Consider the following 17,239-nt stretch of genomic DNA (forward strand, 5'->3'; position numbering starts at 1 on the left):
TTCCTCCTATTTAAAGGCAAGGGCTTTACTGCCCTGATTTCCGTCACGCATTATATCCGGATTATACAAATGGCAAGAAACAAAATGTCCCGGCTCTTTTTCCTGCCATTTTGGCTTATGCTGGGCACAGGCATCCATGGCAAAAGAACAGCGTGTTCTGAACACACATCCGCTCGGAGGATTAACCGGACTTGGCAGTTCCCCTTTCAGAATGATCCGTTCCCGTTTATCCTCAATATCCGGGTCAGGAATCGGAATCGCGGATAAAAGTGCCTGGGTATAGGGATGTAGCGGTTTGCTGTATAACTCGCTGCTTGTTGTAAGCTCAACGATATGCCCCAGGTACATCACAGCAATCCGGGAACTGATTTGTTTGACCATCGAAAGGTCATGGGCAATAAATAAATATGTAAGACCCTTTTCCTTTTGAAGGCGTTTCAGCAGGTTGACCACTTGTGCCTGCACAGATACATCAAGGGCAGAAATCGGTTCATCTGCTATGATGAATTCAGGATTCAAGGCGAGTGCACGGGCGATGCCAATCCTTTGTCTCTGTCCGCCGCTGAATTCATGAGGATACCGGTTTGCGTGGTCACGGTTTAGCCCCACATCCTCCAGCAGCTGATACACCCGGTTCATCCTATCCTTCTTAGACGAAAATAAACCATGCACCTCCATCGGTTCAGAAATAATCTCACTGACTGTTGATCTCGGATTTAATGAGGCATAAGGATCCTGAAAAATCATTTGCATATTTTTATGAAAGTTCAATTTTTCTTTTTCCTTCAAAGAATGAATATCGTTTCCATGAAAAAGAACTTCACCATCAGTCTTATTATAAAGACCCATAATCGTTCTTCCTGCCGTGGATTTCCCGCACCCTGATTCCCCTACTATTCCAAATGTTTCACCTTTATTAACAGAAAAGGAAATTCCATCAACCGCTTTAAGAGATTCCCCTTTTGCTAATGAAAAATGCTTCTTCAGGTTATTCACTTCTAATAGTTTTTCCATGATTATGCCCTCGTCTCCTGCCAATAACGGCTTGCTGTGCAAAGCTCTTTTTCGTAAAATGTTCCTGCTATCGAAATGATTTCTATGTCTTTTCCCGTTTTTGGCGAGTGAAGCAATTTGCCATCTCCATAATAAATCCCTACATGATGCAAATCTCCCTGGCCTTCGTCATATGCAAAAAACAGCAAATCTCCCGGCAGAATATGATCCAGTCCTACTTTCTTTCCCTTTTGAGCCTGTTCTCCGGCATCCCTTGGAATCAGGTAACCATTCATTTTGCACATCGTGTAGCTGAAACCTGAACAGTCAAAGCCAAAGCTGCTCATTCCTCCCCATAAATAAGGAAGACCGAGGAATTGTTTGCCGGAATCCACGATATCCTGGCCGCTGCCTTTTTCACTCTTAAAATCTTCTATTACATCTACATCTTCTTGTCTAAAAAAACCATATCCATCCGGGGTCCTTACTTTTACATAGTCATTTTGTACTTCCGCTGCCGGCAGGGCTGTTCCATAGCTTAGCTGAAGCAGGGGCTGGCGATTTTTTTCATCTAAAAGCCACGCCTTCTTCTTTCTGATTGCAGCATGCGCAGTATGCTGTTCGAAGTTCTCCGCCAGTGATGCCAAATGTTTTTTAGGCATCCATCCGGGATAGCCTCTTTCATCCTTATTTGATTGCTGATCAGGTATACAGACCTCTGCCCAGTCTTCATTTTCATTAATCACCAGCACTTTTTGTCCATATAATGCCTGTGATTGAAGGAGATTGGCATTGCATAATTCCAGCCTCTGTTCAAACGACATTCTGTTCAGCCAGGACTCCAGCCTCATAGGCAGCGAAAGAGCATCTTCGTCTATTTCTCTCGGCGATCCGTAAGAAGTCCATACATTTGCTACCGGCACATTGACAATCATTTCAGCCTGCACTTTCAATACCTTTTCCTCCTTCTGCGTGTACCGCGCTTATTCCAAGACCAGGGGACTCTGGAAGGGAAATTCTGCGCCCATTATAAACAATGCCCCCTTCAACCAAATCTCTTGCAAGCATAAGCGGAGCATCAAAATCAAATCGGGTGATATTTTTTTTGCTTGCGGCAAAATGCGCGGCCGCTGTCAGCCCGATTTTGGTTTCAATCATGCTGCCTGCCATGCACTCCACCCCGCATGCTTCTGCAAGGTTATTAATAATTTGTGCCTGATAAATGCCTCCGGCTTTCATGAGTTTGATATTGATTAAATCAGCACTGCGCGTTTTTAATACCTCAAAAGCCTGCTTTGGAGTAAAGATACTTTCATCTGCCATAATTTTAGTTTCTACAGAATCTGTTACCTGCTTTAGCCCCTCAATATCATGAGCCTTCACGGGCTGCTCCACCAGTTCAATATCCAAGCCCCGGTCTTCCAATGTCTTTATCGTCCGGATGGCTTCCTTTGGTGTCCAGCCCTGATTGGCATCCAGGCGGATTTTAATATCCTTGCCCGCACGGCTGCGGATTTCTGTGATTCTGTCTATATCAAGAGCTGCCTGATCTTTGCCTACCTTTATTTTCAGAACATTAAAGCCCCGCTTAATATATGAAACCGCATCTTCGCCCATCTCTTCAGGACCATTCACACTTACCGTATAATCTGTTTCTATTTCTTTTCTGTATCCGCCCAGAAACTGGTAGAGAGGCAGTTTGCAAAATTGCGACAGACAGTCATAAATAGCCATATCTGCTGCGGCCTTCGCACTGGAATTTCCAGTAATCACTGTTTTCATTTCCTGGAAAATAGATTCATATTGCAGAAGATTTTTATTTAACAGCGACGGCTTCAAGACTTTGTGGATGGAAGATTCAATGCTGTCCATGCTTTCACCTGTTATGACAAGGGTTGGCGGCGCTTCGCCCCATCCTGATATGCCGTTATCGCAGGTCAATTTCATATATACAGATTCTGCAATTTCCACCGTCCGGAGAGCTGTCTTGAATGGTTTAATTAACGGAACGGCTACTCGAAAAGTTTCGATTTTAATAATATTCAAGCTGGTCACTCCTTATAGAACGCCGCTTTCTATGGCTAATTTTTTTTCATCTGCATCAATGACCGCATAAGCTCCAAGAGGAACTGATACATTCGGCGAGCAGTGCCCGATCTTGAATCCTTTGATTGCCGGCACATTTGCTAAAGCGATATAATGATCGATCACTTCATCAAGTGTTAAACTTTGTTCCCTTTCCGGTTCACATTGGTTAAAATCGCCGACTGCAATGCCTGCCGCCTCTCTCAGTTTCCCGCTCATCAGCAATTGATTTAGCATCCTGTCTACATTGCGAGGCTCTTCGTTGATATCTTCAATTAATAAAATTTTTCCTTTAACATCCACTTCATAACGTGTGCCAAGAGTGCTGCACAGCAGCGTCAGGTTCCCTCCTGCAAGCTGTCCGCGGGCTTTTCCTGAAATTATAGATGTTAATGGCGAAATATCTTCTGTATATGTGAAATCTCCAGGAACAAATAATTGGGAAAATAATTGTTTTGTAAGCGGATCTGCATCTTCCTTGCCTATATCTGAGCTAAGCATTGGCCCATGAAAAGTCACCAAGCCTGTCTGCTGATTTATGGCATTGTGCAAAAAGGTAATATCACTGTATCCCCAGAATATTTTAGGGTTTTCTTTAATGATATTAAAATCTATTCCTGCAGCTATCCTGCCTGTGCCGTAGCCTCCACAGGCACAAAAGATGGCTTTTATTTCACGATCCAAAAACATATCATGAACATCCTGGAGCCTCTCTTCATCAGAACCCGCCAAATATCCATTCAGCCTTTCAACATGCTGCCCTATTTTCACTTTCAGTCCCAGCTCCTCCAGGAAAAGAAGAGATTTCTTCAGATTTTCAGGATTGGGGGGACTGGCAGGAGCAATGACTCCAACTGTATCTCCTTTTTGCAGACGGTTAGGCTTTATTGGCATGGTAAAATCTCCTTTCATCATCTTGCCATTTATCTTCCTAAGATTTATATGCGATTTGCGGGATAGATTTTCTGAATCCAGAAGATCTTTTCCCCCATTGAACAAAAGGGAGTGTTCGAGGAAACACTCCCTTTTCAAAGAATAAGCGGAAGCTATGGCGACTTACATTGATGGCATGTCATGATCATTACTTCTTGTCAGCCCATTTCAATTCGAGATAACCTACTGGATGATACACAATTCCTGTAACAGACTTATTCAGCAAGTACACTTGATTATAGAAATGAATAGGAATGATCGGCATGTCCTGGAAAAGCACTTTTTCCGCTTTATACATCAATTCAAAACGTTTGGTTTCATCTCCCTCACTTTTCGCATCCTTGATCAGTTGGTCATATTCCTTGTTGCTCCATCCTGTGCGGTTCATGGAATGCCCAGTCTGGAAGTTTTCAAGGAAGTTGATCGGATCTGCATAATCAGCAAGGAAAGAGCTTCGGGACAGCTGCAATTTAATTGCTTTTTGCTCTGTGACGAACACGTTCGCTTCCATATTGGCAAGCTTTACATCGACATTCAGATTTTTCTTGAACATGCCTTGAAGTGCTTCGGCGATTTTCTTATGCACATCATCCGTACTATACGTTAAAGTGACCTGCGGAAGCTTAGAATAGCCTTCTTCCTGCATTCCCTTCTTTAACAGCTCCTTCGCCTGCTTAGGATCTGTTTTGACCAGATCACCATTTGTTTCACGGAAGTCTTTTCCGGAAGGATCTTTAAAGCCGTAAGAGACGAACCCATACGCTTCTTTTTCTTTATTCTTTGTCACATAATCGACCATTTCCTTTTGATCTACAGCCATGGCAAAGGCTTTGCGGATGTTTGCATTTTGGAAAGGCTCTTTTGTAAGATTAAATCTGTAAAAATATTCGCCTGCCTGGTCATCGATGTGAAGCTCGGGATCTTTAAAGAGACTTTCGGCCAGATCTGAAGGAACATCTGACTTATCAAGATCGCCTTTTTTAAACATCTGATATTCGGTATTTGTGTCGTCTACCATGGCCCAGTGCACTTTATCCAGCTTTACATTTTTGGCATCCCAGTATTTATCATTTTTCTTCATCGTCATTTCACTGTCATGTGTCCAGCCGGTTAGGTTAAAGGGGCCATTGCCGACAAAGGACTTGGCTTCAGCAAACCATTTAGGATTTTCCTTAGCCACTTTTTCATCTACCGGAAAGAAGGCTGGATTGGCGATAACACTTAAAAAGTAAGCCTGGGCACTTGTCAGCGTTACTTCAAAGGTTTGGTCATCCTTAGCCGCAACCTTTACATCATCTGCAGAACCCTTGCCGGTATTATATGCCTCGGCTCCTTCAATGAAATAACCCAGGAATGCAGCCGATGAGCCTGTCTTAGGATCCAGCAGGCGCTTCCAGGCATAAACAAAGTCTCCTGCTTTCACTTTATCCCCATTTGACCATTTGGCATCAGGACGGAGATGGAAGGTATAGGTTTTTCCATCGTTAGAAATATCCCAGGATTTTGCCGCAGCAGGTGCCGGCTTATTGTCTTTTCCTAAACGGGTCAGTCCTTCCATGATGTTATTCAGCGCATTCCATGAAACAGCATCAAAGCCTATCACCGGATCAAATGAAGTGGGTTCTGATCCATTATTCAGGTTCAGCACTTTTTCCCCGCCTTTTTTGCTCCCTCCATCCGCTTCTGAGCCTGCATCCTTTGTTGCGGTACATGCTCCAAGTGCTAATGTCAGAGTTGCAGCCATAAAAATCGTTCCCAGTTTCTTCTTCATATTCTTCCCCCTTAATTTTTAGCTCTGATAATCTTCTCTGCAGATATCCGGTGCAAGTGCAAGGCATAAAGTTTTAACAGAGCAAATTTTTAGAGCTATACTTATATCCGCAAAGGCCAGGAGCCGCGCGGACAGTGATGCCGTATATAGTTAATCATTATGGAGCGGCAGGCAGCATGTGCCGGGCACGCTCATCCTGCAGCCAGCAATCCACTTCATGATTCTTAGAAAGTGCTGTTTTCAGCGGGTACACCCTGTCGCAAACCTCCATGGTATATTCGCATCTTGCTGCAAAAGGGCACCCTTTTGGAGGCGAAAATAAATCAGGCGGAGACCCTGAAATAGGAAATAATTCCGCATCTTCTTTGTCCAGCCGCGGAACCGAACGCAAGAGGCCTCTAGTGTATGGATGCTGCGGCTTGTAAAAAATATCACGCCTCGATCCTGTCTCAACTATTTTCCCGGCATACATGACCGCAATCCGGTCTGCTACCTGAGCCACCACGCCTAAATCATGAGTAATTAAAATAATGGAAACTCCAGTCTTTTTTTGTATATCCTTAAAAAGCTCCAGTATCTGAGCCTGTATGGTAACATCAAGAGCTGTTGTCGGCTCATCGGCAATCAGGATTTCAGGATTGCACACCAGGGCAATGGCAATCATGATCCGCTGCCTCATTCCCCCGCTAAATTGATGGGGATATTGCTTAAGCCGGGATTCCGGTCCAGGAATGCCCACAAGAGAAAGCATTTCAACCGCCTTTTCCCTTGCTTTTTCTCTGGATATATTTTCATGCTGCAAAATGCCTTCAATGATTTGTTCCCCGATTGTCAGTGTAGGATTCAGTGCTGTCATGGGATCCTGAAAAATCATCGAAATATCTGCTCCCCTGACCTTCCGCATTTCTTTTTCCCTGGTTTTTGCCAAGTTCCTGCCGTTAAACAGGATTTCCCCTCCCGTTATCCTGCCGGGGGGATTTGGAATCAATCCCATTATGCTCTGTGAAGTCACGCTTTTCCCGCAGCCCGATTCCCCGACAATGGCCAACGTTTCTCCCCTGAACAAATCAAAGGTTACACCTCTTACTGCTTCGACTTGACCGCCGTATGTATCAAATTTCACCTCAAGGTTTTTTACTTTCAATACTTTTTCCATCCTGCTCACCTCCTTAGCTTAGGGTCAAATGCATCCTGCAAGCCGTCTCCGAGTACATTAAAAGCGAACATTGTCGCTGATATAAAAAAGGCCGGGAAGAAAAGAAGCCACCAATTCCCTGTTAAAATTGCCGACAATGCATCATTTGCCATCATGCCCCAGCTTGTGTTCGGAGGCTGTATGCCAAGACCAAGAAAACTTAGAAAGGCCTCTGCAAAAATGGCGGACGGGATAGTCAGCGTCATTTGTACAATGATTGGCCCCATTGTGTTTGGAAGCAGGTTTTTCTTAATAATCCGGGAGGTTTTCGTCCCAAACGTCTTTGAAGCCAGCACAAATTCATAGTTCTTGATTTGCAGGACCTGCCCGCGGACAATCCTGGCCATACCAATCCAGCCAGTAATCGAAAGTGCCGCAATGATGGTAAAAAGCCCAGGCCCAAGCACAACCATAACCAGTATGACAACAAGCAGATAAGGCAGTCCGTATAATACTTCAATGATTCTCATCATGAAATTGTCTGTTCTTCCGCCTTTATATCCTGAAAATCCCCCGTATGCAACACCGATAACTAGATCCACAAGAGCAGCAGCAGCCCCCACGAACAATGATACCCTGGCACCGATCCATGTTCTGTTAAATACATCTCTGCCAAATGAATCTGTGCCAAACCAGTATTCACTGGACGGAGGCAGGTTTTGTTTTCTCAAATTTTCCGCATGGTGCGGAAGCAGCGGCCCGAAAATCGCCATAATCACAAGAAAAACCAGGAAAAGCAGGCCCCCGACAGCAAGTTTATTTTTCAAAAGCCTGCGAAATGAATCCTGCCAATATGAGAGACTTGGCCTGACCACTTTTTCCGCCTTTTGCGCATCTTTACTTTTTGGCCGGAACCATTCATCAGGAATGTCCGGCGCTCTATGGGATTCATTCATCTTATGAAGTTCCATTTAATTGCCATCCTTTCTATGCAGCTTGATCCGGGGATCTAAAATTCCATATGCAATATCCACCAAAAACAGCATGACAATTAAAATACAGCTGTAAAAGACCGTTGTACCCATGATGACGGGATAATCACGATTGCCGATGCTGTCGACAAAGTATTTCCCCATGCCAGGAATGGCAAAAATCTTTTCAATGACAAAGGTTCCTGTCAGGATGCTTGCCGCGAGAGTCCCTAGCACTGTAATTACTGGAAGCAAAGCATTGCGGAGCGCATGCTTAATGACAATTTTAAGAGGGGAAAGGCCCTTTGCCCTGGCAGTCCTGATATAATCCTGCGTTAAAACCTCCAGCATGCTTGTCCTTGTTAATCTTGCAATAATCGCCATTGGCGCAGTTGCAAGAGCAAGGATCGGCAAAACCATGTGCATGGGGCTTTGCCAGGTAGATACAGGGAAAATCGGCCAGGTTATTGCCAGCTGCTGAATCAATAGAGTCGCCAGCACAAAATTGGGTATGGAAATCCCAAGCACTGCAATGGCCATGGCTGCATAATCGATTATCCCGTTATGGCGCAGTGCTGCAGCTATACCAAGTATCAATCCAGAAAAGACAGCCACAATAAGGGTCCACATACCTAATTCAAAGGAAATGGGAAAGCCCCTCCCGAGCATATCGTTTACTGTCTGTGATGGTTTTTTTATGGACGGGCCGAAGTCTAAAACCGCAAGCGATTTTAAATAGGCACCATATTGTACATAAAGAGGTTCATCTAAATGATAAAAAGCTTTCAAGTTCTTTTGAACAGCTTCATTTGTAGCTCTTTCTTCATTAAATGGCGACCCCGGGATAGAATGCATAAGAAAGAACGTCATGGTTACTATCAGCCAAAGAGTCACAATCATGGAAACAAGCCTTTTGATTATGTATGATTTCATCTAAAAGCTCCCCTTAACAAAATGTAGTTCTCATCGCTAATTCTGTCATGACAAGCATAGCCTGGTAAGCTTCAAGGATATCCTTTGACTGGAAACGGACAGTGCAAGTGCCGGGGACGATTTCCGTGCCTGGCATCAGGTTCGCCCATTCGGCTTCTCCGTAATTAGAGAATTCAATGGCTAGCAGAGGGCGATCCGGCGGGGTAAGCGGTTTCACCTTATCTATATTTTTTATCGCATATGCCGTTTTTTCGCGGAGGAGTGCAGCCGCCTTAGCAGGAGTCAATGATTTTACAGCTGACCGGGAAATACTTTCTTTTACTGTAACGGTTGTGATATTTGGAATCAGCTGTTCAGCTTCTAAAGCGGCCCTGTCATCTCCAGCCGACATGATTACTGGTACATCGTAATACCCCGCGACATATGCGTTAAATCCCAGTTCTCCAACAGGTGTATCATTAATAAAGAAATTTCTCACTCCAAAAATCATGCTATGGGACATAACCCCCTTCATGCCTGCCCGTGCATGATATCCCACAAACATGGCTCCCGTATATGTATCATCTAGTCCCTGAACCATGGAAAACGGCTTTACATCTCCTGTAATCAGCTGTGTTTCAGGATGGAGCCTTTCGATAAGCAAATTGTTCATCTTAGAGTGGCTGTCATTGACGATCACCTCGCTTGCTCCTTCTTCAAAAGCAGCAGAAACTACACTATTTGCTTCATCCGTCATAATGAGCCGGCTTCGTTCATAATTGTGCTGAGAAGAGTCAACATGAGTATGGTCAGCTAGACCAGTGATTCCCTCCATATCGACAGACACATATAACTTCATCCCCAAATCCACTCCCCTTTTAAAATGTTATAATTTTCTTAAAATTATAAATTATAATACTATTTCTTGCAAACTAAATCTGGCTCTATTAATAGCATTAGCCTGCAGAAAAAGCTGCTAGCATGGTGTTTTTTCTTTCTGATAAAAAATTTTCAATTCCTGTCTTCGTTACTTTATTATCTCGAAATAAAAATTAGTATTGTTTACAAACCGTTTCGAACCAACAAAACCTATAAGATAAACTGGATTGATCTCTCTTCTGCATGATTCAAAAGGCTGTTTTTGTAAACATTGCTGCTATGAAACATGGTGGCTGATTTCCGCTCCAGGATGCTCGCTCTAATCAACCTGACTTGTCAAAGGGAACACGCTCTTTTCTAAATGCTCTTTTTTTAAAGATTGTTGTTTTTTAATTTGTTATGTGAGACGAGCAAAAAAAAGGAGCTGCCTTCCGGAGAAGGTGCTCCTTTTTTCAATTCTTTCTTTCATTTTGTTTTTTAATGATAGGAAAACGCTTTTTCTCCGTGGTATCAATCTGTGTAATTTCTCCATCATGAACCGTAATCAAGATGGAGCCGAATTCCAATTCTTTAAGACTTGAAAGAATATATTTTATTTTTGATTCATCCATTTTCACGGCTCCCCCTTATGTATATACACACTTCCCAATCATTAGCCCATCACTTGCAGATCCCCTGGGCAAAAATAAATCAGTTTTGTTCCAGTTACACTTAACCTGCTTTTTCGTCAGAATTCCTTCACCTTTTTGCATTTGCAAAAACCATGACTGAGCTTTACAGAGAAAAAAATAAACCCCTTCATATTTAAAGAAGAGGTTTATGCCTTAATAAGGTCTCTTCTTATCTCCCAGACTCACGCCTGCTGGAGTTGGCACAGTATTCTCCATGAATCTGCTGCCGAGGCTTCAAAGGGCCAGTCCCTCCACCTCTCTGGATAAGCTTTCAATGCAATATATTCAATTATCATCTTAATATTTACAATACTTATCAAAAAACTTGGTTTTTTGGATATTTACAGAATAAATCCGCGGCTGATTTTTGTCAATTTAAATTCACGGAAAAATCAAGTTTTTTAAACATTATTAATATTTTACAATCATGATTGTAAAATTCATATTACACATTTATTCCCGCCTTCCTTAGAAATAAAGCAAATTTCCTTTAATTACCCATCGATTCTTTAGTGGTTTATCTGTTTATCACTTTACCAAACTAAAATATTATTATATACTACTAAAGTAATAAAACATGTACTTATCTTTTTCCTTATTCACATATAAATGAACTCAGCAGAAAGGTCGATTATTATGCAAAATAAAAAATGGGGAATGTGGGTATTGGCTACATTCGTTATTGGAAATATGGTTGGCGGCGGTGTTTTTATGCTGCCCTCGAATCTGGCACAGCATTCAAGTTCCTTGGGATCTTCAATAGCCTGGGGCATTACAGGAATTGGCGTATTTTTAATTGCTTTAGTTTTTGGGAATCTGGCAATCAGAAAACCTGAACTAAAGGCAGGGCCCCAAAGCTATGCACAAGCTATGTTTTCATCTTCCCCCAGAGCCGGAAGGGCAGCGGGGTACAGTATGGCATGGGGATATTGGGCGGCAAACTGGGCGGCCACTGCTTCTGTCATTATATCCTTCGCAGGTTATCTATCTGCATTCTTTCCAATTATGCAAAGCACTAAGCCGCTCTTTTACCTGGGATCATCTACTATAGAACTGGGTAAGTTCATCACCTTTATGGTTTGCACAGTCATGTTATGGGGCATTCAAGCCATTTTGGCAAAAAACTTTAATAGCGCCGGCACAATGAATCTTACTACAACTATTGCCAAGGTGCTCGGCTTTGCGCTTTTCATTATCGTGACAGTTTTCATTTTTGATGCAGCCAACCTTGGAAACGGCAAGGCATTCATTGATGCAAAAGGCAATGTTCTCTCTCTGGGAAGCCAAGTGAATCATGCAGCCATCTCAACGCTCTGGGCATTCATCGGCATAGAATCAGCCGTTATGCTGTCAAACAGGGCCAAATCACAGCATGATGTTAAAAAAGCAACCATTATTGGCCTGATCGTCTCTTTAGTTATATATGTAGGCATTACACTTCTCACGATGGGAGCATTGCCTCATGACCAATTAAGCCACTCAGAAAAGCCGTTAGTTGATGCACTAGAGGCAGCAATGGGACATCCGGGAGCTACCGTAATGGCAATCCTTGCACTTATTTCCCTTCTAGGTTCAACGATTGGCTGGATCGTTGTCAGCTCAGAGGTTCCCTATCAGGCTGCCAAGGATAAATTATTTCCTGCTTTTTTTGCCAAAACAAATAAAAACGGAAGTCCAATCCGTTCTTTGACTTTAACCAATGTCATGACACAGGTTTTCTTGTTCACTACCATTTCCAGCACAATAGGAATAGCCTATAATTTTGTTATAGTCGTGGCTACACTAGCCTATTTGATCCCGTATCTGGTTTCTGCCATTTACCAGCTAAAACTTGTGATTACTGGCGAAACATACGAAACCATTAAAGGTTCACGCAAGCTTGATGGATTGATTACGGTCCTTGCCCTCATTTATTCTCTATGGGTAATAAAATCAGGCACCGCCAATTTAGAAACATTTCGTTTAGGCATCGGGCTGTTTGTTTTCGGACTTATTCTCTACCCGATCTTAATGAGAAAACCAAAAACGAAATTGAATTAGCACTGTCATCCATTACAAAAATGCTCTGGTCTTTCATGCCAGGGCAATTTTTTATGGCATAAACTCACACTGTGCCGTTTTGTTTGACGTTTTACTTAAAACCTTCTTTTATCTAACTCAACGTATCTTCCCTGTTTTTTAGCAAAAAAAAAGGAATCTCCTCTTCATAAGGAGATTCATTTTCTATATATCATTCGGTAATGTAGGCAATTATGCCTTCATTATCATCGAGGACGAGTTCAATACCGGCATACGGGTTTCGATGCAGCTCCTGGTCAAGCCATAGACGAAGGGCTTCGATTAAGTTTACGGTAATGAGCACCTGCTTTCTTCCGCCTGTATAAACTTCAGCAGAAAAGCCATAATCATCGTCAAACATGAGCTCTACTTCCACTTCTTCAGGTGCAATCCCCTTTTTATCTGCAATATAAAGACAGACTGCATTAATGATATCCTGTTCTTCAGCTTTTATCTTCTCCATGAATCTCTGTCCTCTGGACGGCGATTTCTTCTGAAAAGGCTAAAGATTTTGCTGATGATCATAATAATGATCAGTATGGCTATTACATTGACTAATAGGCCGAAAATGGCTCCAAAGCCACCCAAATGCCCGAGCAAGCCTCCAAACAGCATGCCTGCCAGACCGCCAAACAGCATGCCTCTCATAAAGCCGCCTTTGCGGAAGGAATTGCTTTTGCTTGGTGAATTGTACGATCTATTATTTCTCTGATAATTTGAACGGTTATTATTCTGGAAATTTGAGCGATTGCTGTTAAAGGATCGCTTGCCGGATTTATACGATTTGGCACTCGCTGTATTAGTATGATTGTGGTCAACAAATACAGAAGCACCTGCCGGGCTGAACACCAGTGTAAGGGTGAGCATCGCAGCCAGTATTTTTTTTATCATTTTTATTCCTCCAAGAATGTTTTCTGACTTAACTTGAGATGAAGAAGAATGTTTGTACAATATAATATTATCGCATCACCTTTCCTCTATCCTTATATACGGATAAAAGGATAAAAAGTTTCATTCCATTATCAAATAGTTATTTTGAATAATATTCCCCAATCAACATTTTCCAAAACACATATCATCTAAAAATAGACTTCGTATTTTCATTTGACTGTTTGCGTAAACTTTGCTGCTAGTGAACAAGTGGGTTGATTTCCGCTCAAGGATGCCCGCTTTCCGCGGGGCGGGCGGTAAGCCTCACAAGCAATGCTTGCGGGGTCTCACAGAAAAGAGTAATTTTAGTTGAGGTTTTTACAACCTTCCATAATTAAGGATTCTCCCGAAACTCTATTACCACAGGAATAGCAAAAAAGCACGGGCTCCCCAGGAAGGAAGCTCGTGCTTTTTTTAGAATAATTATCTGATTCGGACTACACGTCCGTTAAACTTCTGTTTCCAGTAGCCGCTTGTCATATCAGCAACTGCTACACCTGTAGAGCTTTGTGCTCCGATAAATTTCCCATTACCAACGTAAATGCCAACATGTCCATCAGTTTTGTACGTATTGAAGAATACAAGATCTCCTGGCTGCATGTCAGAAGATGAAACCTGGCTGCCCATGTTTTTCAGGGTATCTGTGCTGACAGAGCCCCTTGCTCCAAGCGAGATTCCTGCCTGCTCATATGCCCAGTGAACAAAGCTTGAACAGTCGAATCTGCCGTTAGCAATATCGCTGTCGCTTCTTCCGCCGCCAAAAACATAAACGGAATTTCCGATATACCGGTAGCCGGCAGTCACAGGATTGCCGCCTCCGCTTATGACGTGCACAGAATCAGCGGAGCTGCGTGCCGGGCTGTCGTCTGATGCAGGGACAGATTGAGATGGAGATTCAGATTGAGATGGAGATGACTGTGCTTGCGAGCGGTTTTGCTCACTCATTCTTTTTTCCATCTCTTTTTTGCGGGCCTGTGCTTCAGCTGCCGCACGGAGTCTTGCAGCCTCCAATTCTGCTTGGCGCTTACGTTCCTGCTCCATTTGCTTTTGAATTGAAAATTCCTGTGCAGCAAGCTTGCTGTCTGTTTTTTCAAGGCCTTTTTTCAGTGCTTGTGTTTCTGCTTCTTTCTTTTTAAGATCTGCTTTAAGAATCAGGCTTTCCTTTTTCTGATCCTGGATTTGAGCGATCATTCCTTCGAATTCAACCTTTGTGCTGGTTAATTCAGCAAGCTTCTTTTCAACAGCTGCTTCTTTTTCCTTCAATTCTTTTTTATCGGCTTCATGCTGCTTAAGGATATCCTGGTCAGCTTCAACGATAGTAGCAACTGCACCTACACGGTCAACGAAATCCCTAAAGCTTGAGGAACCAAGAATAACACTCAGGTAATCCACATCTCCGCCGCTTTCCTGGAAAGAAAGCGCACGCTGTTTTAACACATCATTCCGTTTTGCAATTCTTTCATTCAGCTTTGTTATATCAGATCTTAAGCCATCTACTTCAATCTGTGTTTGGGCAATTTTCTCTTTTGTTTCTTCAATTTTTGTATTGTTATCCGCGATAGCCTGATCAATCCGCTTAATCTGCGCATTTAGTTTTGTCTGGCTTTCTTGAAGGCTAGTAATCTTTTTAACTGCAGCAGAAATATTAGTCTGCACTTGAGAACGTTTTCCGCTGATTTGGGCTTTTTCGCCCTGAAGCTGGTGAATAGATGAAGCATGTACAGCAGGAATGGAAAAGACGCTTCCCAAACCAAGTACTATTGTCGTATTAATCGCAATTAATCTTTTCTTCAACACGTTATTCCCCCTGAGTTTCTATAGGCCAAAATGCAAATTTTCTCTCTGATTAACGGCGGCGGACTGCACATCCAACTGTGGAACCAAGAGCATTTTAACAGCCATTTTTTTAGTTTATTAGATAAGCTGTCTTTCTTAAATGAAGGCTCTATTAAACTTGCATTTGATTCTTCTTCAGGGACTCACTTTCCCTGCAGTCGAGCATGCTCATTACTTTAAAAGAGACTTTATGAAAGAAACAGCTTTAGACAGTACTTCTTCATGAATGTATAATTAAGGATTCTGGTGAAAGCTTTCCTATGTATGTTCTAAGGCGAAAGTTAAACAAAAAAGCCAAATTCATCCTTTTTTCGACCCAAAAGTAGTATACCATCAAATTTTGTCAATTAAGTAATAAAACTATTACATTTATATTACAAACATTACATTAAACTACATTCCTCAAAAAAAACAAAAAAATCCAAGGCCAGCTCTTCCTCAAGCTTACCTTGGAGTTTCGGTTTATTGTGCATTAACATAGCCCACTTTTTCAACGAGCTCTTGACCTTGCTTGCCTTTCATCCATTTTAAAAATGGCCGGATTTCCGGATTAGGATTATCTCGCAATGTAATGGCATAAAGATTGGCGGTAAATGGGTATGTTTCATTTGAAATGTTTGCTGTATTGGGATCGATTCCATTTATGGAAAGAAATTTAATATTTTTGCTGCTGTTCATTTTAGAAGCGAAATAACGGAAAGAAAACCCAATACTATTGTCATAGTCTCTATAATCGGCAACCTGTTCAATAATGCCCCCCATGCCTTCCGGGACTTCTTCTTTAAGCGGTTCCTTTAAATGTTCCTTGCCGACTATTTTTTCCAATATTGTCTGGCTTCCTGAATTTTCAGGCCTCTGAAAAGCGAGTATTTTCTTATCCTTGCCTCCAAGGCTTTTCCAATTTGTAATATTGCCGGTATATATATCTTTAATTTCTGCGGAGGTCAGGCCTTTTACCGGATTTTCTTTGTTAACAAAAAAAACGAATGCCTCTTTGCCGATAGGTGTCATAACTAATTCTTTATGTTTCTTTTTAGCAAGCTTAATTTGATTCATGGATGGCTCTGCTCCAAAATAAATATCAGCTTCTCCATCCACAAGCCGCTCAAACGCGTAAATGGTATTATTAAAACTCACTATTTCTCTTTCTTGATCAATACTGCCAATATTCCTGTATACAGCCTGGGCAAATGCAGAGTATACAGGAAAAGCTGCCTCTGCCCCGTCGAGTACAGGCATATCTTTTTTGTCTTTGATATTATACAAACTTTCCCCTTCCAGCTTCGGCAAGATATTAGATCCATTCGTCACTTCATATAGAGTCAAATCTGTACTCGAATATCCGTTTCCATACTCCATTCCATAAGACGGAAGCACATTAAGGCTTCTATGCCACAATACAGCACTCCCTGCAGCAAATATCAGAATAATTGCTGCAGACCAAGGCAGTATTTTCTTCACCTCAACAGGGGAAGGGTCTTCTCTTCGTCTTTCGCTGAAAAAGAATCCGGCAGTAAAGGCAAGTTGATAGGAAAGCGGCCCATACAAGAAAAGCGGTCCATCTCCAATAAAAGCCGCAATGAAATTTACCAGGATGAACGGAAGCTGTATAAATCCATAAATATCCCAAACTCCATGCCCATAGAAGCCGCCGCTGATAAAAATGCACAAACTCCAGCATGCAGCTGTAAACAAGATGCTCACGATGCATGGCAGGTACCTTCTTTTGAAACCAGGATGCATTTGCCTCTCTTTTCCGGTCAAAATCCCTGCTGCTGCACCGCCCGCTATCAAAGTACCCAGAATGACAACTGCTTCATTTTGGATGATTCCTGTCATCAAAATCACCAGTGCAGCCAGTGATACAAAGAAAGGAACAAATCCTAAATAAATCACAAAAAACTTTATGGAATCTTTCAAAACCATCACCCTTTGCATACTTTTTATAATTTTAGTGTAATTTTACACTTTATTTATAAAATTTTCAATATATTCCGGTAATTATATCGCCTGTAATTTAGACGTATATATAAAAATTTCCGTTTTATGCGTCATAATATAAAAA

General features: G+C 42.2%; 15 protein-coding genes and 1 riboswitch. Of the genes, 1 reads left to right on the forward strand and 14 read right to left on the reverse strand.

The window, feature by feature from the left end; translation table 11 throughout:
• Positions 1–6: 6 nt before the first annotated feature.
• The 10 genes from BIV59_RS04975 to BIV59_RS05020 all read right to left on the reverse strand — a co-directional run bounded on the left by BIV59_RS04975 (position 7) and on the right by BIV59_RS05020 (position 10,290).
• A complete protein-coding gene (locus BIV59_RS04975; protein WP_071350355.1) occupies positions 7–1,014 on the reverse strand; it encodes an ABC transporter ATP-binding protein in 1,008 nt (335 codons plus the stop codon).
• 2 nt (positions 1,015–1,016) lie between these two features.
• Positions 1,017–1,940, reverse strand: coding sequence for a C40 family peptidase (locus tag BIV59_RS04980; protein ID WP_346417300.1), 924 nt, complete (start codon positions 1,938–1,940; stop codon positions 1,017–1,019).
• Positions 1,930–3,039, reverse strand: coding sequence for a mandelate racemase/muconate lactonizing enzyme family protein (locus tag BIV59_RS04985; protein WP_071350357.1), 1,110 nt, complete (start codon positions 3,037–3,039; stop codon positions 1,930–1,932). The genes BIV59_RS04980 and BIV59_RS04985 overlap by 11 nt, the downstream gene beginning before the upstream one ends.
• Before the next feature lie 12 nt (positions 3,040–3,051).
• Positions 3,052–3,990 carry a S66 peptidase family protein gene (locus tag BIV59_RS04990; protein ID WP_481747414.1) on the reverse strand — a complete coding sequence of 313 codons (939 nt, stop codon included), beginning with the start codon at positions 3,988–3,990 and terminating at the stop codon, positions 3,052–3,054.
• A gap of 169 nt (positions 3,991–4,159) precedes the next feature.
• Complete coding sequence (locus BIV59_RS04995) at positions 4,160–5,782, reverse strand: peptide ABC transporter substrate-binding protein (protein ID WP_071350358.1); 1,623 nt, start codon at positions 5,780–5,782, stop codon at positions 4,160–4,162.
• Between the two features lie 157 nt (positions 5,783–5,939).
• Complete coding sequence (locus tag BIV59_RS05000; RefSeq protein WP_071350359.1) at positions 5,940–6,938, reverse strand: ABC transporter ATP-binding protein; 999 nt, start codon at positions 6,936–6,938, stop codon at positions 5,940–5,942.
• Between the two features lie 5 nt (positions 6,939–6,943).
• A complete protein-coding gene (locus BIV59_RS05005; protein WP_071350360.1) occupies positions 6,944–7,888 on the reverse strand; it encodes an ABC transporter permease in 945 nt (314 codons plus the stop codon).
• Positions 7,889–8,821, reverse strand: a complete 933-nt coding sequence (locus BIV59_RS05010) for an ABC transporter permease (protein ID WP_071350361.1) — start codon at positions 8,819–8,821, stop codon at positions 7,889–7,891.
• Positions 8,822–8,834: 13 nt separating this feature from the next.
• Positions 8,835–9,659 (reverse strand): M55 family metallopeptidase, encoded by an 825-nt coding sequence (locus tag BIV59_RS05015; protein WP_071350370.1) that lies wholly within the window; start codon positions 9,657–9,659, stop codon positions 8,835–8,837.
• Between the two features lie 472 nt (positions 9,660–10,131).
• Positions 10,132–10,290, reverse strand: coding sequence for a YezD family protein (locus BIV59_RS05020; RefSeq protein WP_071350362.1), 159 nt, complete (start codon positions 10,288–10,290; stop codon positions 10,132–10,134).
• A 226-nt stretch (positions 10,291–10,516) separates the two neighbouring features.
• Positions 10,517–10,620, reverse strand: a riboswitch (SAM riboswitch).
• Between the two features lie 366 nt (positions 10,621–10,986).
• On the opposite strand from BIV59_RS05020, the gene BIV59_RS05025 reads away from it, so the two are divergent.
• Positions 10,987–12,390 carry an amino acid permease gene (locus tag BIV59_RS05025; RefSeq protein ID WP_071350363.1) on the forward strand — a complete coding sequence of 468 codons (1,404 nt, stop codon included), beginning with the start codon at positions 10,987–10,989 and terminating at the stop codon, positions 12,388–12,390.
• Positions 12,391–12,580: 190 nt separating this feature from the next.
• Here BIV59_RS05025 and BIV59_RS05030 read toward each other — a convergent pair whose 3' ends face one another.
• The 4 genes from BIV59_RS05030 to BIV59_RS05045 form a co-directional block, all read right to left on the reverse strand.
• A complete protein-coding gene (locus BIV59_RS05030; protein WP_071350364.1) occupies positions 12,581–12,871 on the reverse strand; it encodes a YxcD family protein in 291 nt (96 codons plus the stop codon).
• Positions 12,859–13,299, reverse strand: a complete 441-nt coding sequence (locus tag BIV59_RS05035; protein ID WP_071350365.1) for a hypothetical protein — start codon at positions 13,297–13,299, stop codon at positions 12,859–12,861. Before BIV59_RS05035 ends, BIV59_RS05030 begins: the two co-directional genes overlap by 13 nt.
• A gap of 462 nt (positions 13,300–13,761) precedes the next feature.
• A complete protein-coding gene (locus BIV59_RS05040) occupies positions 13,762–15,135 on the reverse strand; it encodes a coiled-coil domain-containing protein (protein ID WP_346417299.1) in 1,374 nt (457 codons plus the stop codon).
• A 501-nt stretch (positions 15,136–15,636) separates the two neighbouring features.
• Positions 15,637–17,094: a PstS family phosphate ABC transporter substrate-binding protein gene (locus BIV59_RS05045; protein WP_240501853.1), complete on the reverse strand. Its 1,458-nt coding sequence runs from the start codon at positions 17,092–17,094 to the stop codon at positions 15,637–15,639.
• Positions 17,095–17,239: the final 145 nt, after the last annotated feature.

This window comes from Bacillus sp. MUM 13 (assembly GCF_001866725.1).
Lineage (GTDB): Bacteria > Bacillota > Bacilli > Bacillales > DSM-1321 > Peribacillus.

Coding starts and splice junctions, on each gene's coding strand:
- BIV59_RS04975 (WP_071350355.1), bottom strand. CDS start 1,014: ATGGAAAAACTATTAGAAGTGAATAACCTGAAGAAGCATTTTTCATTA.
- BIV59_RS04990 (WP_481747414.1), bottom strand. CDS start 3,990: ATGAAAGGAGATTTTACCATGCCAATAAAGCCTAACCGTCTGCAAAAA.
- BIV59_RS04995 (WP_071350358.1), bottom strand. CDS start 5,782: ATGAAGAAGAAACTGGGAACGATTTTTATGGCTGCAACTCTGACATTA.
- BIV59_RS05000 (WP_071350359.1), bottom strand. CDS start 6,938: ATGGAAAAAGTATTGAAAGTAAAAAACCTTGAGGTGAAATTTGATACA.
- BIV59_RS05005 (WP_071350360.1), bottom strand. CDS start 7,888: ATGGAACTTCATAAGATGAATGAATCCCATAGAGCGCCGGACATTCCT.
- BIV59_RS05010 (WP_071350361.1), bottom strand. CDS start 8,821: ATGAAATCATACATAATCAAAAGGCTTGTTTCCATGATTGTGACTCTT.
- BIV59_RS05015 (WP_071350370.1), bottom strand. CDS start 9,659: ATGAAGTTATATGTGTCTGTCGATATGGAGGGAATCACTGGTCTAGCT.
- BIV59_RS05020 (WP_071350362.1), bottom strand. CDS start 10,290: ATGGATGAATCAAAAATAAAATATATTCTTTCAAGTCTTAAAGAATTG.
- BIV59_RS05025 (WP_071350363.1), top strand. CDS start 10,987: ATGCAAAATAAAAAATGGGGAATGTGGGTATTGGCTACATTCGTTATT.
- BIV59_RS05030 (WP_071350364.1), bottom strand. CDS start 12,871: ATGGAGAAGATAAAAGCTGAAGAACAGGATATCATTAATGCAGTCTGT.
- BIV59_RS05035 (WP_071350365.1), bottom strand. CDS start 13,299: ATGATAAAAAAAATACTGGCTGCGATGCTCACCCTTACACTGGTGTTC.